General features: G+C 71.9%; 16 protein-coding genes. 11 read left to right on the top strand and 5 right to left on the bottom strand.

Annotated features, from left to right (window positions below; translation table 11 throughout):
* Positions 1–18: 18 nt before the first annotated feature.
* Entirely contained in the window at positions 19–3,783 is a 3,765-nt protein-coding gene (locus KALB_RS16505) for an nSTAND1 domain-containing NTPase (RefSeq protein WP_025356817.1), read from the top strand.
* Positions 3,784–3,823: 40 nt separating this feature from the next.
* Here KALB_RS16505 and KALB_RS16510 read toward each other — a convergent pair whose 3' ends face one another.
* Entirely contained in the window at positions 3,824–5,566 is a 1,743-nt protein-coding gene (locus KALB_RS16510) for a glycosyl hydrolase family 18 protein (protein ID WP_025356818.1), read from the bottom strand.
* A gap of 323 nt (positions 5,567–5,889) precedes the next feature.
* Positions 5,890–7,512, bottom strand: coding sequence for a CocE/NonD family hydrolase (locus KALB_RS16515; protein ID WP_025356819.1), 1,623 nt, complete (start codon positions 7,510–7,512; stop codon positions 5,890–5,892).
* A 270-nt stretch (positions 7,513–7,782) separates the two neighbouring features.
* Between KALB_RS16515 and KALB_RS43950 the strand changes: the two genes are divergently transcribed.
* From KALB_RS43950 to KALB_RS16540, 6 genes are all read left to right on the top strand, one after another.
* Positions 7,783–8,094 (top strand): DUF8129 domain-containing protein, encoded by a 312-nt coding sequence (locus KALB_RS43950; RefSeq protein WP_025356820.1) that lies wholly within the window; start codon positions 7,783–7,785, stop codon positions 8,092–8,094.
* A gap of 324 nt (positions 8,095–8,418) precedes the next feature.
* Positions 8,419–8,559, top strand: a complete 141-nt coding sequence (locus KALB_RS47595) for a hypothetical protein (RefSeq protein WP_158510753.1) — start codon at positions 8,419–8,421, stop codon at positions 8,557–8,559.
* Between the two features lie 195 nt (positions 8,560–8,754).
* The gene (locus KALB_RS16525; RefSeq protein ID WP_025356821.1) at positions 8,755–9,714 is read left to right on the top strand and encodes a sigma-70 family RNA polymerase sigma factor; all 960 of its coding nucleotides are present in this window, start codon (positions 8,755–8,757) and stop codon (positions 9,712–9,714) included.
* 65 nt (positions 9,715–9,779) lie between these two features.
* Positions 9,780–11,024, top strand: coding sequence for an ABC transporter substrate-binding protein (locus KALB_RS16530; RefSeq protein ID WP_051912992.1), 1,245 nt, complete (start codon positions 9,780–9,782; stop codon positions 11,022–11,024).
* A gap of 174 nt (positions 11,025–11,198) precedes the next feature.
* Complete coding sequence (locus tag KALB_RS16535) at positions 11,199–12,380, top strand: sensor histidine kinase (RefSeq protein ID WP_158510754.1); 1,182 nt, start codon at positions 11,199–11,201, stop codon at positions 12,378–12,380.
* The gene (locus KALB_RS16540) at positions 12,380–13,039 is read left to right on the top strand and encodes a response regulator (protein ID WP_030108591.1); all 660 of its coding nucleotides are present in this window, start codon (positions 12,380–12,382) and stop codon (positions 13,037–13,039) included. Before KALB_RS16535 ends, KALB_RS16540 begins: the two co-directional genes overlap by 1 nt.
* Here the strand turns inward: KALB_RS16540 and KALB_RS16545 are convergent.
* Positions 13,029–13,427: a DUF6578 domain-containing protein gene (locus tag KALB_RS16545; RefSeq protein WP_025356825.1), complete on the bottom strand. Its 399-nt coding sequence runs from the start codon at positions 13,425–13,427 to the stop codon at positions 13,029–13,031. The two genes, KALB_RS16540 and KALB_RS16545, sit on opposite strands and share 11 nt — an antisense overlap.
* A gap of 82 nt (positions 13,428–13,509) precedes the next feature.
* On the opposite strand from KALB_RS16545, the gene KALB_RS16550 reads away from it, so the two are divergent.
* Positions 13,510–13,785 (top strand): YggT family protein, encoded by a 276-nt coding sequence (locus tag KALB_RS16550; protein WP_025356826.1) that lies wholly within the window; start codon positions 13,510–13,512, stop codon positions 13,783–13,785.
* Here the strand turns inward: KALB_RS16550 and KALB_RS16555 are convergent, their stop codons facing one another.
* Positions 13,786–14,025, bottom strand: coding sequence for a hypothetical protein (locus KALB_RS16555; protein ID WP_025356827.1), 240 nt, complete (start codon positions 14,023–14,025; stop codon positions 13,786–13,788).
* A 55-nt stretch (positions 14,026–14,080) separates the two neighbouring features.
* Positions 14,081–14,920, bottom strand: coding sequence for a patatin-like phospholipase family protein (locus KALB_RS16560; RefSeq protein ID WP_025356828.1), 840 nt, complete (start codon positions 14,918–14,920; stop codon positions 14,081–14,083).
* Between the two features lie 85 nt (positions 14,921–15,005).
* Here KALB_RS16560 and KALB_RS16565 point away from each other — a divergent pair, with 85 nt between their 5' ends.
* The 3 genes from KALB_RS16565 (at position 15,006) to KALB_RS16575 (ending at position 21,137) form a co-directional block, all read left to right on the top strand.
* On the top strand, positions 15,006–15,428 hold the full coding sequence (locus KALB_RS16565) for a pyridoxamine 5'-phosphate oxidase family protein (RefSeq protein ID WP_025356829.1): 423 nt from the start codon (positions 15,006–15,008) through the stop codon (positions 15,426–15,428).
* A gap of 111 nt (positions 15,429–15,539) precedes the next feature.
* The gene (locus KALB_RS16570; RefSeq protein ID WP_025356830.1) at positions 15,540–17,201 is read left to right on the top strand and encodes a sensor histidine kinase; all 1,662 of its coding nucleotides are present in this window, start codon (positions 15,540–15,542) and stop codon (positions 17,199–17,201) included.
* A gap of 147 nt (positions 17,202–17,348) precedes the next feature.
* Positions 17,349–21,137 carry an nSTAND1 domain-containing NTPase gene (locus KALB_RS16575; RefSeq protein ID WP_025356831.1) on the top strand — a complete coding sequence of 1,263 codons (3,789 nt, stop codon included), beginning with the start codon at positions 17,349–17,351 and terminating at the stop codon, positions 21,135–21,137.
* Positions 21,138–21,187 lie beyond the last annotated feature (50 nt).

The following is a 21,187-nucleotide window of genomic DNA, read 5'->3' on the forward strand; positions in this document are numbered from 1 at the left end:
CCGTCACTGGGGGTGCGAATGGCTCGTCAGGAGCGGCCGCTCGAGGAGGGGGACAGCGCGGTCCTGCGCTTCGCCGCTGACCTGCGGGAACTGCGCAGGCAAGCCGGGCAGCCGACCTACCGCGAGTTGGCCAGGCACGCGCACTACTCGCCGACCGTGCTCTCGGCAGCGGCGGCGGGGCGCAAGCTGCCGACGCTGGCGGTGACCCTCGCCTACGTGCGGGCCTGCGGCGGGCCGGTCGCCGACTGGGAGCAGCGCTGGCACGAGTTGCAGGAGCCCGAACCCGCCGACGGGGCCGAACCGCCCTACGCCGGGCTGGCCGCGTTCCAGCCCGCGGACGCGGAACGGTTCTTCGGGCGGGAGGCGGTGACCGAGGACCTGCGGGGCAAGGTGGCCAGGCAGCGGTTCACCGCGGTGTTCGGGGCTTCTGGGGTGGGCAAGTCCTCAGTGTTGCGTGCGGGCTTGGTCGCGGGCGCGTCCGATCCGGCCAGCGTGGTGCTGTTCACCCCTGGTCCGCGCCCGGTGGAGGAGTGCGCGGTGCGCATGTCCGGGCTGACCGGCAGGTCACCGGCCGCTCTCGCCGAGGAACTGACCGCCGACCCGGCCGCACTGCACCTGTGGGCCCGCGAGGTCGTGGCCGAGCAGGACCTGTTGCTGGTGGTGGACCAGTTCGAGGAGGTCTTCACGCTCTGCCGCGACCCCGCGGAGCGCGCGCGGTTCATCGAGGCGCTGCTGCTCGCGGCCCAGGCGGAGACCAGCCGGGCCCGGGTCGTGGTGGGCGTGCGCGCCGACTTCTACCCGCACTGCGCGCGGCACGCGGAGTTGGCGCGGGCGCTGCGCGACGGCCAGTTGCTGATCGGGCCGATGAGTACCGACGAGTTGCGCAGTGCGATCACGCGGCCCGCGGTGCGCGCCGGGTACACAGTGGAGGGTGGGCTGCTCGCGGAGGTGATCGCCGACGCCACCGGTCAACCAGGCGCGCTCCCGTTGGTGTCGCACGCTTTGCTGGAGACCTGGCGGCGGCGTCGCGGCTGCGCGCTCACCCTGAGCGGGTACCGCGAGGCGGGCGGCATCTCCCGCGCGATCGCCCGGACCGCCGACGCCGCGTACCAGGAGCTGACCCCGCAGCGGCAACGTGTTGCCCGGGAACTGTTCCTGCGGCTGACCGCCCTGGGCGAGGGCACCGAGGACACCAAGCGCCGGGCCGCTCGCGCCGAACTCGGCACCGGGCAGGACATGACCGCGGTGCTGGAGCACCTCGCGCAGCGCAGGCTGCTGACCGTGGACGCCGAGTTCGTGGAGATCGCGCACGAGGCGCTGATCCGCGGCTGGCCCAGGCTGCGCGAGTGGCTGGACGCCGACCGCGAGGGCCTGCGAACGCACCGGGCGCTGACCGAGGCGGCGCAGACCTGGCGGTCGCTGGACCGCGATCCCAGCGGCCTGCTGCGCGGCACCCGGCTGGCCACCGCGCAGGCGTGGGCCGCGTCGAGCGGGTTCTCGCTCAGCGCCGAGGAACAGGCACTGCTGGACGCGAGCACGGCGGCCGAGGACCTCGAGCGCACCGGGGAACGCCGCCGGGTGCGCCGACTGCGCCAGCTGACCGCCGTGCTGGTGATCTTGCTGCTGCTGGTGTCGATCAGCACCGTCGCCGCCGTGTCCAACGCGATCAGCACCGCGCAGCAACGTGATCACGCGCTGGCCCAGCAGGTGCTCAGCCAGGCCGCCGAGCTGCGTGCGGTGAACCCGGCGCTGGCGCTGCAACTGGGCATCGCGGCTTACCGGCTCGATCCGTCGGCGGCCTCCCGCAGCAGCGTGCTCGGCGCGCTGGCCACTCCGTACTCGACCACGCTCGGCGGGTTTTCCGCGTTGGTACAGACCGTGGTGTACGACCCGAAGGGCCACTTCCTCGCCAGTGCGGGCGACGACTCCTCGGTACACCTGTGGGACATCACCGATGCACACCATCCCGCAGAACTGCCCGCGCTGACCGGTCCGCACGGCGCCGTGATGTCCCTGGACTGGAGCGGGGACGGGCGCACGCTGGTGGCCGGTGGGCACGACGGCAAGCTGACCCTGTGGGACGTGTCCGACCCGCACCACATCGGCGCGTCGTCCACTGTGGACAGTAAGCTGAAGGCGGTCTTCTCGGTGCGCTTCTCCCCGGACGGCAAGCAGCTGGCCACCGCTGGCTACCAGCCCGACGGGGATTCCCTGCGGCTGTGGGAGGTCACCGCTCCGACGCGGCTGAGCCCGCGCCCGGAGTTGCCCAAGCTCGGCACCGTGATGTACTTCGTGCAGTTCAGCCCGGACGGGCGCACGCTGGCCTCGGTCGACTCCCAGGACTTGTCGGGGCACGAGGCCATTGTGTTGTGGGAACTCGCTGATCCGTCCTCGCCCAGGCTCATCCGGCGCCTCACCGACGGCCCCGACTACACCTTCTCCGTGGCCTTCAGCGCCGACAGCCGGGAACTTGCCGTCGCTGAGGTGAACAACTCCGTGCGGCTGTGGGACATCAGCTCCCGCGAGTCCCCTCGACCGGTGGGCACGCTCTCCGGCTACGCCAACGCGGTCCGCTCGGTGCAGTTCGTCGGCAGCGGCCGACTGCTGGCCACCGGCAGCGACGACTCCACGGTCCGGTTGTGGGACGCGACCGATCCCGATGCCCCGCAAGCGCTTGCCACGCTGACCGGCAGCGGTCGCACGCTGGCCATCGCCGCCAGCAAGGACGGCAGCACGCTGGCCATCGCCGCGCACGACCGGGTGGTGCGACTGGTGGACCTGAACCAGTTCGTGGAACCGGTGCGCACCAAGGGGGAGACCTACGCGATAGCCCTCAGCGGGGACGGACGCATGCTGGCACGCGTGGACCGCGACGCCGGAATCCACTTGCAGGACGGGAACTCCGTCCGCCAGCTGACACCGCTGGGCCTGGGCCCCGGGGCCGGTGGCACCGCGGTCGGGTTCGGCGCCACCGGTCACCTGCTCGCCGCCTCGTTCTTCGCGGGCGACAGCCAAGTAGTCGGGCTGTGGGACCTCGACCGCGGCATCGGGCCGGTGCGCATCACGGTGCCGCTGGACAGCACGTCCATCTCGTTGAGTGCCGACAGCCGCGTCCTGGCCGTCGGCACCTCGCTGTTCGACCTCAGCGATGTCGAGCACCCCAAGCAGGTGGCCAAGGTCCCCGCGAAGCAGGGCCTGGTGTCCTATGTGGCCTTCAACCCGAGGACCCGCGCGCTGGTGGTCGGCAGCGACAGGGACACCACCCTGTGGGACACCAGCGATCTCACCGCGCCGCGCAAGACCGCCTCGCTCGGTGTCGCCTCCGGCGCCGGTGCGTACACAGTGGACGGTTCCACCCTGGCCGTCGCGGCTCGGGACAACTCGGTGCGGCTGTGGGACCTGGGCTCGAACACGGAGCTGGCCAAGCTGTCCGGGCACAGCGACGTCGTGCTGTCACTGGCCTTCTCCGGGGACGGCAGGCAGCTGGCCACAGTGGGCGAGGACCACACCCTGCGGCTGTGGGACCTCACGGATCGCCGTGCTCCCAAGGAGATCGCGACGATCGCCGCGCACGGGGACACGATCCGCGCGGTGGCCTTCACCCCGGACGGGCACACCGTCGTGACCGCCAGCGCCGACCACACGGTCCGACACTGGGAGACCGACGTGGACCTGGCCATCGCCCAGCAGTGCCGCCTGGTGTGGCCGGTCATGACCCAGGCGCAGTGGGAGCAGTACCTGCCCGGTCTGCCCTACGAACCACCGTGCCCAGAGGCGGCCTGACCTGCCCCAGGCGCAGGCCAGGCCGCCGTCGGCGCGTGGGTCAGCTCACGGAGAAGTCGTCCGCGTAGACACTGCCCTGCGCGTACCAGCCGTGCACGTACACCGTGATCGTGCCGCTGGCTCCGGTGGTGAACGGCACCGTCAGCTGGGTCCACCCGGAGGAGGAGGTCCACGCGCTGGCGGTTGCCCCGCCGCTCACGCCCACGTAGGCGAAGGTGCCCTGCACCCAGGCGGTCAGCTTGTGTGAGCTGTTGGGCGAGACGGTGATGGTCTGGCTGCACTCCCCGGTCTGGCTGCCGTTCGCGGCGGCCTGCAACGCGTGCGTGCCGGAGTGCGCCGGGCTCGCGACCACCGAGCCGCCGGGCTGGCAGGTCCACGGGCTGAGCGCGCCGGATTCCAGGCCCGCGTTGCTGATCGAGCCGTTCGGCGGGGTGGACCCGTTGACGGTCAACGCATAGCTCGCGCTGTGGCTGCCCGAGGCCGTGGTGCCGGTGACCGTGATCGTGTACGAACCCGGTGCCGTGGCGGAGGTCGTGGTCAGCGACAGGGTGGCCGAGCCGCCCGCGGTGACCGAGCTGGGGCTGACCGAGGCGGTGACGCCCGAGGGTGCGCCGCTGGTGGTCAGGCTGACCGACTGGGCCGAGCCCGAGGTGACGGCGGTCTGCACCGTCGCCGACAGCGAGCCGCCCGGGTCGACCGAGCCCGTTGCCGAGGACAGTGCCAGCGAGAAGTCGTTGGCTGGCGGGGGAGTGCTGCCGCTGGTGAACGGCTCGAAGGTGTGCGCGAAGTCCCAGGTGTTCTGCTGGATGCCCGAGCAGCTGTCCGAGCCGCCGGTGCCCGCGCAGCTGCCGTTGTCCCGCTGGATGGCCCAGAACGACAGGGTGTTGATGCCCTTGCTGACCGCCCAGCTCTCCACCTTCGGCGCGTCGGCCAGCGTGAACGTCTCGGCCGCGCCGAAGTCGTCGATGCCGATCATCTCGGTGACCCCGATGGAGCCCCACAGCTGCTCGTCGGTCTTGCTCGGGTAGAGCTGCTTGAGCTGGTCGTGCAGGCCCTGCGCGGCGGTCTGCGTGTCGGTGGCCATGTTGTGCGTGGCGTTGTCGTAGTAGTCGAAGGTCATGATGTTGGTGACGTCGACCCGCGCCCCGTTGCTGACCGCGTTGCGCAGCACGTTCAGCCCGCTGTCGGCCAGCCCGTGGGTGGTGGTCGGCAGGGTGTAGGAGAACTGGATCGACCGCCCGTTGGCCGCCGCCCAGTCCTGCACGACCTTGATCGCCTTGTTGCGGCGGTCGATGCCCGCGCTGTTGGTCAGCGAGTTGTCCTCGATGTCCAGGTCCAGCCGGGGCACGTCGTAGGTCGTGATCACCTTCTCGTAGGCGGCCGCGATCTGGTTGACGTCGGTGCAGCTGTCGGCGATCTCGGTGCCGGTGTTGTCCGCGGTGTAGCCGCCGAACGAGGGGATCACGTCCCCGCCGCCCGCCCGGATCGTGGCGATGTCCGAGCCGAAGGTGGACTGCGCCACCGGCATGCCCGTGTCGCCGTTCCAGTAGACGGTGCACGAGCCCTTCGTCGCGGCCTGCAGGAAGGCCAGCGTGAGGTGCTTGGCGCCCGACTGCTGGGCGATCGTCGCGGGCTTGTCGCCGGTCCACGCCTCGAAGTAGGGCGCGAACACGTGGGCGGGCAGCGCGGTGGCGGCCGGTGCCGCCTGGGACACGGCTGCGGTCAGTGGTGTGGTGGCCACGGCGATCGCGGCCACGGCGAGTAGGGCTCTGGACAAGCGCATGTGGTGCTCCCGCAGGGAAGGAGGGTGGCGGCGCCTCGTCACATACAATTGGACTAGACCACAGCGGCTGTCAAGACGGGGCTCGCGGTTTGGTCCTTCTGCCGCCACGCCCACGACGTTCGGCCCAGCGCTGCCCCACCCCTGGTCGGCGCGTGTCGGCGCTCCGCGTGCGGCGTGTTCGCGCTTGACGCCCGATCTCCCACGGGGTGGGAGAACAGGCCGGAGCGCAGGACACGCGGTACCGGAAGCGCCGACACGCGGTGTGCCCCGGGCTGGGCAGGTCCCAGCGCGGGACTCGCGCCCCGGAGAGCGGGACTCGCGGGCTAGTCGGCGGGACTCGCGGTGGGGAGCAGGATGGCGCTGGGGTGGTCGGGGTCGTGCCAGACCTCGATCGTGGCGGGGTACAGGCGGGTACCGGTCGGCAGTGGTTCGGTGCCGCCCAGGTTGCGGGCGTAGCGCGGGAAGGCCCCGGCGCTGACCAGTACCCGGATCCGCTGCCCGCGCCGGAACAGCTGTGCCGTCGGCGACAGCTCCACGCCGACCTTCGTGACCCCGTCCACCTCCGCGCGGACCAGGTCGTCGCAGACGTTGGTGGACCGCCCGCGCTCGTCGACCACGCAGAGCCGCACGAACAGGTCGGTGCTCGGCCGGTCGGAGCGGATCCACAGTTCGGCGCCGACCTCGCCGATCACCTCCAGGTCCCGCTCCAGCGGCGGTGAGGTGAAGACCAGCACATCGGCACGGCGCTCCAGCGGGGCGTTGTCGACCCGTCCTCCGCCGCGGGCCTCCAGCCGGGCGCCCCCCAGTGAGGGCGTGGGGTGGGCCGGGTCGTAGCGGAACCGGCTCGGCGCCGCGTCGGCGACCGGCGCGGCGGCCAGGCCGCCACCGGGTGCCAGGTGCCAGCGGCGCGCGGGGTGGTCCGCGGGCGGCCACTGGTCGAACTCGCGCCACCGGCCGGAGCCCATCACGTGCAGCCGCACGGGTTTGCGGGCGGGCACGGGCTGGTCGCGGCACAGCGCCCCACCCCAGTCCACGGCCTCGCGCACGGCGACACCGGCGCCCTCCAGCGAGGCGTGCACCCAGGGGCCGATGGTCAGCCGGGGGTTGCGCCCGGCGCGGACCAGCGCCCGGTAGTCGCGCAACTGGTCGGCGAGGAAGATGTCGTACCAGCCCGCGATCGTGTTGACCGGCACGGAAACCGAGGCCACGTCGGCGCTGTGGTCCCACTGCCGCCAGTACGGGTCCTCGCGGTCGTGGTGCACGCACTCCTGGAAGAACGGCCACTGGCGGCCCAGCGCGACCTGGTCGGCCACGGCCAGTGGCAGCGTCCGCATGGCCCGCCGGATCCTGGCACCGTCCAGGATGGACCGGATCATGCCGAACGGCCGCTCCTGGGTCGCCGTGCTGACCGACCAGGACAGCAGGGTCTCCAGCTCGATCCGGCCGGGGCGCAGGAAGGCCAGCGCCAGCCGGGCCGAGGTCACGTGCGGGACCATGCCCTTGACGCAGGCCGGCGCACCGGCGGCCACCGCCCACTGGGTGTAGCCCAGGTAGCTGGGACCGGCCAGCAGCACGCTGCCGTCGAACCACGGCTGGCGGGTGACCCAGTCCAGGGTGGCCTGCCCGTCCTCGCGGTCCTCGCGCATGGCCAGGAACTCGCCGCCACCCGAGCCGAACGTGCCGCGCACGCTGGCCAGCACCACCTGGAAGCCGCGCTCGGCGTAGGCGCGGGCCAGCAGGGTGCCCGCCAGGCCGCGACGGCCGTACGGGGAGCGCATCAGCACCGTTGGCAGCGGCCCGCCGGGCTTGGCGGGTGCCCAGTGGTCGGCGAGCAGGGTCACCCCGTCGGCGGCCGGGATCGGCAGGTCGCGGCGGACCACGATGTGGCGCGTCTGCGGTGCGGGGAGCCTCAGCAGCCGTTGCAGGACACGGCTCGCGAACATCATCCGGTGAGCCTGCCACAGCGGGCCCTGGCGGGCAGCGCGTCGCGGTGGCGGCATGGGGCGCCTGCCGCTGCCCCGGGGACGGCCCGATGGGGCAAGGGGCTCGACGGACCGTGCGCAGGTGACTACCGCGCGTCAAACGGGCGAATTCGCGGATTTCCGCTGCTCCAACAGTGTGGTTGCTGGTGAACAGGGGTTCGGCGGGGCAGCGCGGGGGTAGGGACCTGGTGCACCCTGGGCGTACTGGCCCAAGAGGGGCAGGAGGTACCCGTCATGCGATCCAGCTCATCAGCACTGCCGCTGCCCGAGTACGACAGTCTCGCGCTGTCCGAACTGGCCGTGAAGATCCAGTGCCTGACCGCGCACGAGCTGCACCAGCTGCTGGGGTACGAGTGGGTGCACAAGCAGCGCGAGGACTTCATCGGGCTGTTGACCGCGCGGCTGAAGGAGCTCGCCTCAGGTGTGGCTCCCTCGGGTACGCCGGTGGTCTTCATCCCGGAACAGGCCACCAGCCCGGAGAACGATCCCGACGCGACAGTGAGCCGCGACACCGAGGGAACAGCCGGGCCCTGCCCCACGTTGTGATGGATGGTCGACGCCCGCTCCGCCCGAGGTGGACGCGAGGCCCGCGCCACCGCGCGAGATGACCCCCCTCACATCCGGCGTTGGCGCGCACCCCGATGGGCAGCGCGAGCCGAGTGCGGGCGGCGTCGATCCAGCGTGGCTCCGCGTGTCCTGAACCCCCGCAGGTTCGCGGAGCCGCGTGCCCCGCTGGTGTGTACTGCGCCACTCGGAGGTAGGCCATTCATGCGAACTGGCTTACCCGATCGTGCGTTTTCCGCGTGGAAACCGCGCGAACGGGGTAAGGAGTAGACGTCGCAGCACTGAAGTCGGGGAAGGGGCGCGGCGATGCACGGGGACCAGAACACCAAGCAGGACACCGTCGTGGAGGACAGAACAGCCGAGCACGGCAGGCACCGCGCGGACCGCGTGCACGACGCGGTCACCGTGGACCAGCTCAGGGACAAGGTGGGCCGGACGGCCCGCTGAATCGCGGGTGTGACGCAGGGAACCTCCGAAAGGGCCGTCACGAGTTCCGGAATACCACGTCTCCCTCCCGCGTTGGACAGGGAGCGGACGACCGAGAGGTGCCACCGGCACCCGGGGTCCGCTCTCCCGGACCGACCGAGTGCGGCGTACAGCCGCGCCCGTGGTGCGGGACCGGCGCAGACGAAGGAGGTCGTCGTGGTGGAGGTGCGCACGCCCAGGCAGCGGGCGGCAACTCGGGGTTCCGCCCAGGGCGAGCCCGACCTGGTCCGCCACTACCTGTCCGACATCGGTTCCACACCGCTGCTGACCGCACCCGAAGAGGTCGCCCTGTCGCGGCGTATCGAGGCGGGGGTCTATGCCGCCGAGCTGCTGCGCACCGGCGAGCTGGGCGGTCGCTCCGCGGCGGACCTGGCGGCGGTGGTCGCCGACGGGGAGCGCGCGAAGGACCACATGGTCCGCGCGAACCTGCGGCTGGTGGTCTCCACGGCGCGCAAGTACGCGCACCGCGGGCTGCCGTTCCTGGACGTCATCCAGGAGGGCAACATCGGGCTGATCCGCGCGGTCGAGAAGTTCGACTACGCCAAGGGTTTCAAGTTCTCCACCTACGCGATGTGGTGGATCCGCCAGGCCATCGAGCGCGGTCTTGCCGAGACCACGCGGGTGATCCGGCTGCCCGTCCACGTGGTGGAGCAGGTCAACAAGATCGCCAAGGCGGACCGCCAGCTGAACCTGAAGCTGGGCAGGGAGCCCTCCGTGGAGGAGGTCGCCGCCGAGGTGGGCCTGTCGGTGCAGCGGGTGCTCGAACTGCGCAGCGCCAGCCGCGAGGCGACCAGCCTGGACGCCACCGTGGGCGCCGACGGGGAGACCACGATCTCGGACCTGATCGAGGACACCGAGTCGGTCAAGGCCTCCGAGGCGGTGGAGCGCGAGCAGATGAACCTGCAGATCCGCGAGGTGGTGGAGAGCCTGCCCAGCCGGGAGGCACTGATCGTCACCCTGCGTTACGGCCTGCACGGCGGCAACCCGTGCACCCTGCAGGAGGTGGCCGAGCGCATCGGGTTGACCAGGGAGCGGGTGCGCCAGTTGGAGAAGGGTGCGCTGGCCCAGTTGCGGACCACCGAGCGCAGTCAGTCGCTGCTGGAGTGGGCCAGTTGAGGCAACTGGCTGCTCTTTCAACTACCTGATAGTAACGTTACCTAGTAGTAAGTTACGGTCTTCGGGTGCTTGCCACACTCCGATGGACCACGACCCCGACCGCCAGGGTGCTCGCGCTGTGCGCGACGGTCCTGGCGGTCGCCGCATGCGGACCGGCCACCCCGCCGGTCCGCACCGGCACCGGGGTCACCGACTCGACGATCACGCTGGGTGTGCTCAGCGACCTGACCGGCCCGTTCGGACCGCTGGGCAAGGCCGTGGTGGAAGGCAACCAGCTCTACGTGGACCAGCTCAACGCGCAGGGCGGGGTCTGCGGGCGCAAGGTGGAGTTGCAGGTCAGCGATTCCGGCTTCAACACGGAGAAGGCCGCCAAGCTGTACTTCGAGATGGAGCCGAAGGTACTGGGCTTCCTCCAGGTGCTCGGCTCGGACATCACCGCCCGGTTGCAGCCCGACGTGGTGCAGCAGCAGGTGATGGTGGCGCCCACCTCCTGGTCCAAGGACCTGCTCGGCAACCCGTACATGGTCGTGGTCGGCACCACCTACGACCTGGATGTGATCAACACCATCGACTACGTGGTGCGCCAGGGGCAGTTGCACAGCGGTGACCTGATCGGGCACATCTACAACGACGACCCGCAGTACGGCGGCAACGCCCTACAGGGGACCCAGTTCGCCGCCGACCGGCTCGGGCTGACCGTACGCGGGGTGCAGGTGCCCTCCGCGCAGAAGGACCTGGCCCCGCAGGTGGCCGCGCTCAAGGCCGCGGGCGCCAAGGCCGTGCTGATCAGCACCTACCCGCAGCAGACCGCCTCGGCCGTCGGCGCCGCCGCCGCGCTGAACTACTCGGTGCCGGTCCTGGTCAGCGCCCCCGGTTTCGACCCGGCCGTGCTCACCGGTCAGCTCGGCGCCGCCTTCCAGCGCAACGTGCTGGTGTCCTCGCCCATCGCCCCGTTCGGCGCCGACCTGCCCGGGGCCCGCGAGGTGGCCTCGGCGTACAAGGCGAAGTTCCCCGAGGGCCGCCCGTCCATGGCCATGGACTACGGCTACGTGGTCGGCATCGGCTACGCGGCGATCCTGCGCCGGGCCTGTGCCGCGGGTGACCTGACCCGTGCCGGGGTGCAGAAGGCGTTCCACGAGACCACGAAGGTGGACACCAACGGGCTGAGTGCCCCGCTCATGTTCTCCTCCAGCAACTACCCGTCCAGCCGGGAGTCCTTCGTGCTGCGGCCGAATCCGGCCACCCCCGGCGGGCTGGACATCGTGGAGGGACTGCGCGAGTCCGAACTGGTGCGCGCCCGCATCGGCTGACGCGCACCAGTCCTCCCCTCGCCGGTCCGCTGTGGACGAGGCCCCAGCCAACCGGATCCGGGGTGCCATCGACACTGGCGAAAGAGGTGAATGGGGAACAACTTTCGTAGGTGTTACCCTAAATCGGTGCCTGTGCGCGGGCCGGTACCGCCACCAGCCGTTAGCGTGCCCGCCATGCCCGCGCCGCGCTGGCGAGACGTCATGGCCACCCTGACGCCTTTCGCGATCGTGCTGAACATCATCGTGGTGCTGGTGCTCATCATCGACCCGGACTGGGAGTTCTCCGCCGTGGCCAGCACGCTCATCCAGGTGCTGCCCGCCGTCTCCCTGCTGTGGTACCGGCGGCACCCGGTCGGCGTGCTCGTGTTCAACGCGCTGGCCTCGGCGTTCATGGCGGTCTCCGCGGTGGTCGTGCCCGACGTGTTCGTGCCGGTCACCGAGATGGACGCGCTGTGGGTGCCGCTGTCCGCGCCCTTCGCTATCGCCTTCGGCCTGCAACGCGGCCAGATGTCCTGGGGCGTGCGGCTCAGCGTGGTGCTGATGGTCGTGGTCGCGATGCGGCCCTGGCACGGCTCCTTCGTCACGATGACACTCGGCGCGCTGTTCACCCTGTACCCGATGCTGCTCGGGCTCTACCTCGGCGCCCGCCAGCAGCGCATGCACGCGCTGACCGACCGGGCCGAGCGCGCCGAGCGCGAGCAGCGGCTGATCGCCGAGCAGGCCCGCGCGGAGGAACGCATGCTGCTCGCCGGGGAGATGCACGACATCGTGACGCACCGCGTGAGCCTGATGGTGTTGCAGGCGGGCGCGATGGGCGTCACCGCCGAGGACGAGCGGACCAGGCGCGGCGCCGAGGAGCTGCGGGCCACCGGCTGCCAGGCCCTGGACGAGCTGCGCGAGCTGGTCGGGGTGCTGCGCACCACCCCGGGCTGCAACCCCGACATCGCCACCGAGGTGCCCGACCTGTCGGTGCTGGTGGCCGAGTCGGAGTCGGTGGGCATGCAGGTGCGGTTCGCCGTGGACGGCCAGCCGGGCAACGCCTCGCCGGTGGTCACCCGCACCGCCTACCGGATCGTGCAGGAGGGGCTGACCAACGTGCGCAAGCACGCGCGGGGCGCGATCGCCGACGTGCGGGTGAGCTACGGCTGCGACGCCGTGCGGCTCAGCGTCAGCAACACCGTGCCGCGGTTCACCCAGGACCCCGGACTCAGCGGCACCGGCGGCGGCACCGGGCTGCTCGGGCTGCGGCACCGGGTCGAACTGGTCAGCGGCAGCCTCACCGCGGGGCCGCTGGCCGACGGCGGGTTCGAGCTGCTCGCGGTGCTGCCCGCGCAGACCACGACTGTGGAGGGCTGATGACCGACTGCGTGCGGGTACTGGTGGTCGACGACGAGCCGATGGTGTGCGCGCACCTGCGCACGATCCTGGGCTCCTCGGACCGGCTCACCGTGGTCGACGTGGCGCACGACGGGGCGGCGGCCGTCGAGGCAGTGCTGCGGCACGAGCCCGACGTGGTGCTGATGGACCTGCGCATGCCCAAGGTCGACGGGGTCACCGCGATCGAGCACATCGTGGCGCTGCCCGCCCCGCCCGCCGTGGTCGCGCTCACCACCTTCGACGCCGACCAGCACGTGCTGCGGGCCCTGCGCGCCGGTGCCGCGGGCTTCCTGGTCAAGTCGACACCGCCCGAGGAGCTGATCCGCCTCGTGTGCGTGGCCGCCGACGGCAACACCGTGCTGTCCCCGACGGCGGCCCGCCGCCTCGTGGCCGCCTCCGCCACCGGCTACGTGGCCAAGGAGCGTGCGCTGGCCCGGATCTCCGCGTTGACCGAGCGGGAGAACGAGGTCCTCACCTGCCTCGGGGAGGGCCTGTCCAACGCCCAGGTCGCCGCGCGGCTGCACCTGTCGGAGACCACGGTGAAGAGCTACGTCTCCAAGATGCTCGTGAAGCTGGACTGCGCCAACCGCACCCAGGCCGGGCTGCTGGCCTACGACGCGGGCCTGGTCAGTCGCTGAGGAGCACGTCCAGGTCCACCAGCGTGGCGTGCTCCAGCCGCCGCAGCGCGGTGATCAGGCCGGTGGTCAACGGGGTTTCGGGTGGGGCGCCGTCGTGGTGGTCCTCGTGGAGCACCCCGGTCAGGACGATCTCCTCGGCCAGTGGCGCGGGTGCCGGGACGTACACCGAGACCCCGCCGACCCTGGCGATGGCCGGAACGACCTCGGGATTCTCGCAGGTCCAGGAGAAGCGCCCCGGTTCGAGCCGGGCTCGCAGCCGCATGGCCGTGGGTACGCGCTCGGCATACCAAGGGGTCCAGTTCAGCGTCCACGACACGCGCGCACCGAGCACGGGGCGGGTTCCGCAGCAGTCCATCTGCCAGTCGTCCACCAGGACGGGCACGATCACGGCTCCCACGGTACGCCCTGACAATCGGCTGAGAACATCGCGTACCGGACACTTCCGGGCCGGTCCCGCCCGTTGTACGGGCATGAGCCTGATCGGAACCTTGCTCGGGTACGCCCTGACGGCGTTCCTGCTGTTGCTGGTCGTCCGCGTGGTGCTGGACTGGTTGGCCGTGCTGCCCGACAGTTCCGTGCGCGGCGGCAAGGCCCGCGCGCTGACCCACGCCTGGACGGAGCCGGTGATCGCACCGGTACGACGGGTGCTGCGCCCGGTGCGGGCCGGCGGGCTGTCGATCGACCTGGCGTTCACCGCGGTGTTCCTGCTCGCGCTGGTGCTGCGCGGGATCGCCTTCAGCCTGTAGTCAGCGCCGTTTGCGCCGCCGCAGGCACTCGTGCCGCCGGGCCCGGTGGGCCTGGCTGCCCTGGGCCATCAGCAGCAGCTCCTGGTCCACGCTGGGGCAGCCCTCGGCCATGGCGTGCTCGGCGGCGACGAGCTCGGCGATCTCGGCAAGGCGGGCCCGCACGAGGGCCTGGTCGGCCACCGGGCGGTCGTGGTGCATCATGCCGATGAGCCTGCGCAGCAGGCCACGCGATCGGGACACCAAATCATTGTCGCAGCAAGGGATGTCCGGCCGATTGCGCCGAAGGAGGGCAGTGTTACGGCCGCCACAGGGCGGTCACCCGCTCGGCCTCACGCAGCCCCTGCTCGCGGCCCGCACGCGCGGTGGGCTCGCGCACCGCGGGGTCCAGCGCGTTGACGCCCATCGCGGTGAGACTGGCCTCGTCAGGGGACAGCACCAGCACGCTCGCGCCCTGCTCGGTCAGCGCACGCACCTGCTCGTCCAGCGGGTTGTAGTCGGGCACGAGCAGCGCCCGCAGCACGAGCACCCGCTCGCTGCCCGCGGCCAGGTCGGCGTTCTCCGGGGAGCGCACCCCGCCGTCCACGTAGCGGCGCCCACCGATGGTCACCGGCGGCCACACGCCCGGTACGGCGCAGCTGGCGGCCACCGCGTCCACCAGGTCCACCCCGCTGTCCCGGTCGAAGACCACGAACTCGCCGGTGGACGCGTCGACGGCGGTCAGCGCCAGCCGCGTGGACGGCCACTCGGGGTTGGGCACCCGCTGGGCGATCACGGCCCGGCGTTCGGCCTCGCCGACGGTCTTCGCGGCCAGCGCCAGCTCGCCGGTCCGTCGCCACGACTCCTGCGGGTCCCCGTTCTGCGCCATGCTCTCGGCGAACAGCAGGGCCATCTGCTCGGGGTCGATCTCCGCGGGGATCTCGGTGACCTGCTTGGCCGGGTCGACCTGGCGGGCGAACAGCTCGGGCAGCTGGGTGCCGCTGGTCAGCTGGGCGCCGACGGCCGAACCCGCCGAGGTGCCGACCACGAGGTCCGCGCGCAGGTCCACCCCGGCCTCGGTCAACCCCGTGAGCAGCCCGATCTCCCAGGCGATCCCGGTCACACCGCCGCCACCCAGCACCACCGCACGCCCAGTCATGGCCTCGGATCATAGGGGCGAAGGTCACCGGTTCGAGTGCCACCCGGCGCTACCCGCCGGTACTGAAACCGGCGAACCTGGTCGGGTGAGTCTCAACGAGTCCACTGTGGACTCATCGGGCATGGAGGTTCTCGACCGCGCCGAGTGCCTCCGCCTGCTCGGTGGCGCGCTGCTGGGCCGGATCGTGTTCACCGACCGAGCCCTGCCCGCGGTGCTGCCGGTCACCTTCGTGCTCTCCGGCGGCATCATCCTGGTCCGGGTGGTCGAGGGCGGGGTGCTCGCCGAGGCCACCAACGACGCCGTGGTCGCCTTCGAGGTGGACAGCTTCGACCCCTTGGCCATGTGCGGTTGGAGCGTGATCGCGGTGGGGCGCACCAGGTCCGCGCACCCCAGGGAACGCGTCGCCGCCGAGCACCTGCGGCGGTGGGCCCCGCACCGGGCCGACCGCCTGATCGCGATCATTCCCAGGCTGCTCAACGGCAGGAGGTTGCGGGGGGTGATCGGCTGACTACCGTTGCCCTGCTGCGCGGGCAGGCCCCTGTGACCTCCGTTTGGCGGTCGTGCAAGGCTTTCTCGATCTGGATCATGTTGAGATCGCGGGGGCGGACGCGGAGTGCAGATGACGCAGCGTGGCACGCAACCGGGTGAGGCGGAGTTCGGGCGCCTGCTCGGGGAGGCCGTCGGCGCCAGGGACCGGTTGCAGTCCCTGCTTGACGCGGTACTCGAGGTATCCTCGGGTATTGAGCTGGAGCCGACCCTGCGCCGGATCGTGCAGGCGGCGGTGGACCTGGTGGACGCCCGCTACGGTGCGCTGGGCGTGCTCGGTGCGGACAAGGAGCTGTCCGAGCTGATCCACGTCGGCTTCGACGCGCGCACCACCGCCTCGATCGGACCGCTGCCCCAGGGGCACGGGCTGCTGGGCGTGCTGGTGCACGACCCCCGTTCGCTGCGGCTGGCCGACCTGTCCCAGCACCCGGCCTCGGTGGGACTGCCGCCCAACCACCCGCCCATGCGCAGTTTCCTCGGCGCCCCGGTGCGGGTGCGCGACGAGGTTTTCGGCAACCTGTACCTGACCGAGAAGCGCGGGGCCGCCGAGTTCACCGCCGACGACGTGCAGGTGCTGGAGGCGCTGGCCACGGCGGCCGGGGTGGCGGTGGAGAACGCCCGCCTGTTCGAGCAGAGCCGGTCGCGGCAGCGCTGGCTGGAGGCCAGCGCCGAGATCCGCGCCGAACTGCTCGCGGGCTGCTCGGCCGGTGACGCGCTGCGGCTGGTGGCCCGCAGGGTCTGCGACCTGGCGGGCGCGGACTGCACGCTGATCCTGATCCTCGACGAGCAGGCCGACGAACTGCGGGTCACCTCCTGCGCGGGGGACCGCGGCCAGGGGCTTGCCGGGCGCGTCCTGCGGGACGGGGACTCGCTGCTCGCCGAGATCACCCGGGACGGGGTGCCCCGGCTGATCCCCGACCTCGGCGCCGCCGCCGAGCTGGGCGGTCTCGGCGAGTGGTTCGGGCCCGCGCTCGCCGTCGGGCTGCGCTCGCCCGGCGGGCCATCCGGGGTGCTGGTCGCGGTGCGCGGCAAGGGCGCCCCGCGGTTCCGGCCCGACGAGGTGCCGCTGCTCAGCTCCTTCGCCGACCAGGCCGCCGTGGCCATGGAGTTCGCCGAGAAGCAGCGCGCCAAGTGGCTGCTCGCCGTGCTGGCCGACCGTGACCGCATCGCCCGCGACCTGCACGACCACGTGATCCAGCGGCTGTTCGCCACCGGGCTGGGATTGCAGGGCACGTTGCGCCGCGTCTCGGACGCGCAGGTGCGCTCGCGCATCCAGAAGGCCGTCACCCAGCTGGACGAGACGGTGCGGGAGATCCGCACCTCGATCTTCGACCTGCACACCACCAGCGAGGACGGCGACGGCCTGCGAAGACGGCTGCTGGACGCCGTGGCGGAGCTGACCACCGACAGCGGGCCCACGCCCTCCGTGCGGCTGTCCGGTGCGGTGGACACGCTGGTGCCCGACACGCTCGCCGAGCACGCCGAGGCCGTGCTGCGCGAGGCGCTGAGCAACGCACTGCGGCACGCTAAGGCCACCGAGATGTCGGTGGCCATGGACGCCGGTGAGGAACTGGTGATCGTGGTCCGGGACAACGGGGTCGGCATCCCGAAGAACGTGGCCCGCAGCGGGCTGGCCAACCTCGAGGCCCGCGCCCGGTCCTGTGGCGGGTCCATGGCCGTGCGGACCTGGCACGGGGTGGGCACCGAGCTGATCTGGCAGTGCCCGTTGCAGTAGCGAGACGGGCCCGCTTCATGTGATCTTCCTCATTGGTCCGTGGTGCAGGGGTTTCCGCTGTACGGCAGACGGGTTGTCCAGGGTCGAACCGTGGACGCTGAACAGCGCGGTATGAACAATGAGCATCCGTCGAAAGGGGGACGACGGATGCCGCGTGGCGAACGCCCGCTGAGCTCGCAGGACACCGCGCTGCTGAGGTTCGCGGCCGACCTGCGACAGCTACGTGAGAAGGCGGGCAGCCCGACCTACCGCCAGCTCGCCAGGCTCGCGCACTACTCACCGGCCGCGCTCTCGGATGCCGTGGCGGGCCGCAAGCTGCCCACGCTCGCGGTGACCCTGGCCTACGTGCGCGGCTGTGACGGGGACACCGAGGAGTGGCAGGCGCGCTGGCAGGAACTGGCCTCCGGCGAGGCCGCTCCAGCGCCCGCACAGGACGACGCGCCCTACGCCGGGCTGGCCGCGTTCCGAGCCGAGGACGCCGACCGGTTCTTCGGGCGGGAGCGGATCGTCCAGACCCTGCTCCGCCGGGTGGGCGACCGGCGATTGACCGGCCTGTTCGGCGCTTCGGGCTCGGGCAAGACCTCGGTGCTGCACGCCGGGCTCGTCGCCGCGCTGACCGGCGCGGGCCAGCCGGTGCTGGTGTTCACCCCGGGGCCGCACCCGCTGGAGGAGTGCGCGGTGGCGCTCGCGGCCTTCGCCGGTGAACCGGCCGCCGAGCTGCACACGGAGTTCGCGGCGGACCCGGTGAACCTGCACCTGAGGATCAGACAGGTGTTGGCCGCCCAGTCGCAGGAGACGGACCTCGTGCTGGTGGTCGACCAGTTCGAGGAGGTCTTCACCCTCTGCCAGGACCCCGTGGAGCGGTCCGCGTTCGTGGCCGCCCTGGTCGCGGCCACGCGGTCCGCCACCAGCCGGGCCAGGGTCGTTCTCGGCGCGCGGGCGGACTTCCTCGGCCACGTCGGGCAGTACCCGGAGCTGGTCGAGGCCCTCGCGGAGGGCCAGCTGCTGCTCGGTGCGATGGCCCCGGAGGAACTGCGCCAGGCGATCAGCCAGCCCGCGGTCCGCGCGGGCTGCCAGGTGGAGTCGGCACTGGTGGCGCGGATCATGGCCGACGCCGCGGCACAGCCAGCGGTGCTGCCGATGGTCTCGCACGCACTGGTGGAGACCTGGCGCCGTCGACAGGGCATCGCGCTGACGGTGGCGGGCTACGAGGCGGCGGGCGGGATCCACCACGCGATCGCCCGTACCACCGAGGACACCTACCGCGGCTTCTCCGCTCGGCAGCAGGAGATCGCGCGCGGGCTGTTCCTGCGCCTGATCGCGCTCGGCGAGGGTACCGAGGACACCGCACGCCGGGTCCGCACCGAGGAACTCGACCTGGCCGACCCGGGCACCCGGCAGGTGCTCGACGCGCTGGTCAGCGCCCGGCTGCTGACGGTGGACCAGCACAGCGTGCAGGTCGCCCACGAGGCGCTGATCCGCTGCTGGCCGCGTCTGCGCGACTGGCTGGCCGCGGACCGCGAGGCGCTGCGCGTGCACCGCCAGCTCACCGAGGCCACCCAAATCTGGGAGTCGTTGCGGCACGACCCCGGCGTGCTGTTCCGCGGCACCAGGCTGGCGCGGGCACGGGACTGGTCGCAGGCGCACGGTTCGGAGTTGACCGCGCGGGAGCGGGCCTTCCTGGACGCGAGCCTGGCCGCGGAGGCGGACGAGCGGTTCCACTCCCGGCGCAGGACCCGGCGGCTGCGGCAACTGGTCAGCCTGCTCAGCGTGCTGCTGGTGGTGGCGGTCGTCAGCGTGGTCGGCTTCGTGCACATGCAGGACGCCAACACCCGTCAGCGGGACCAGGCCCTCGTGCAGGGTGCGTTGAGCGAGGCGAACGCGCAGCGCGCCAGCAACCCGGCCCTGGCCGCACAGCTCGCGGTGGCCGCGTACCGGATCGAGGACTCGGCGCGCACCCGCAGCGGGGTGCTCAACGCGCTCGCCCAGCCCTACGCCAGCCGGCTGACCGACCACAACGCGCCGGTCCGGGCCGTCGCGTTCAACCCGCACGGGCATCAACTCGCCACTGCGGGCGGCGACCGCACCGTGCGGCTACGCGATGTCGGCGACCCGCACCACCCCAGGACCACCGCCACGGTGACCGGTGCCGGCACAGCCGGGTCGCTCGCGTACAGCCACAGCGGGCGCCTGCTCGCGATGAGCCACAACGACGGCACCGCGAGCCTGCTGGACGTGACCGACCCCAGCGCGCCGCGGACCGTGTTCGCGGCACCGACCCCGGCGGAGGCGGCCGGTGCCTACATCCGGCTCGCCTCGGAGTTCAGCCCCGACGACCGCACGCTGGCGGCCACCAGCAGCGGGAACACCGTGCGGCTGTGGGACGTCTCCGACCCCACCGCGATCAAGCCGCTGTCCGAGATCAGCGCCTCGTACAACGCGGTGGCGTTCAGCCGGGACGGTCACCTGCTGATCACCGCGGGCATGGGCAGCGTGACCGCGTGGGACGTGTCCGACCTGCGGCACCCGGTGGAGGTGGGCACGATCGAGGCGGGCAGCGGCCCGGTCATGTCGATCGCGTTCAGCCCGTTCGGGCGCCTGCTGCTCGTCGCGGCCAGCGACAACACCGCGCGGCTGGTGGACGTGTCCGATCCACGGCACGCCAGGCAGGTCTCACTGCTGGCGGGTCATTCGGGGGTGATCACCTCAGCGGCCTTCGGCCCGGACGGGCGCACCGTGGCCACCGGCGGGGTCGACCTGACCACACGCTGGTGGGACGTGTCCGACCCGGCCCACCCCGCCGTCATCACCGTGCTGCCAGGGCATTCTGCGCCGATCACCACCGTGGTGTTCAGCCCGAACGGCCGCGAGCTGGCCACCGGTGCGGAGGACGGGATCGTCACCGTGCAGGACCTGCCGCAGAGCGCGCGGCAGCACGGGGCCCAGGGCATGAACTTCGGTTCGGTCGATGCCAGTGGCCGCCTGCTCGCCACGCGTGCCAGCGGCGGGACCGCGCTGTGGGACCTGGGCAAGCCGGACGCCGGTGGCCCGGTGGGTGTCGTCCCCGGCGGCGGCGCTGCCGTGTCGGCGGAATTCGCCCAGGTCGGGCACCTGCTGGTCAGCTCGTTCGAGGACAAGTCCGTGTCGCTGTGGGACGTGGCCGATCCCCGTGCGCCACGTCGGCTCGGGTCGTTGCCCGGTGGATCGGCGGAGGTGCCGTTCCTGCGGCTGAGCCGGGACGGGCGCGTGCTCGTCACCACCGTCGACTCCCGGACCATCCGGCTGTGGGACCTCAGCGATCCGGGCAAGCCCGTGCAGCGCGCGGAACTGACCGACGCCCTCGCGCCCGCACTGTCCTCGGACGGCCGCACGCTGGCCACCCAGTCCAGCTCGGGGGAGAGCAAGCTGTGGGACATCAGCTCGCTGGACAGACCGCAGCCGCTCGCGAGTTTCGCGAGCAAGCTGGCGGAGTCCCCGCGCTCGTTCAGCACCGACGGGCGCCTGCTCGCGATCGGCAGGTTCACCGACAGCGGGGACTTCGTGACCCTGTGGGACATCAGCGACCGCTCCCACCCCCGCGAGCTGGGCTCGGTGCCCACGCCCAACGGGGCACTGGCCATCACCTTCAGCCAGGACGACCGGCGGCTCGCCGTGTCCACGCTCGGCGGTGGGCTGCACCTGTTCGACCTCGCCGACCCGAGCTCGCCCGCGCCGGTCGCGGATCTGCTCGCGGACACCAGCACGCTCACCTCGGTCACCTTCGCCGCCGACGGGCGGACGGTCGTCTCGGTGGACTTCGACAACGTGACCCGGCTCTGGGACACCGACCCGCACGCGGCCGTCGCGCAGATCTGCGCGGTCGCCTGGCCGGTGATCAGTGAGCAGGAGTGGGGGCGGTACTTCCCCGGGCTGGCGTATTCGCCGCCCTGCGGGTGAGGGGTGGTTTGACTCGAGACCAATTGCCACCCGGAAAAACTGCCCGTGGG

The organism is Kutzneria viridogrisea DSM 43870 (assembly GCF_000525635.1).
Classification (GTDB): domain Bacteria; phylum Actinomycetota; class Actinomycetes; order Mycobacteriales; family Pseudonocardiaceae; genus Kutzneria; species Kutzneria viridogrisea.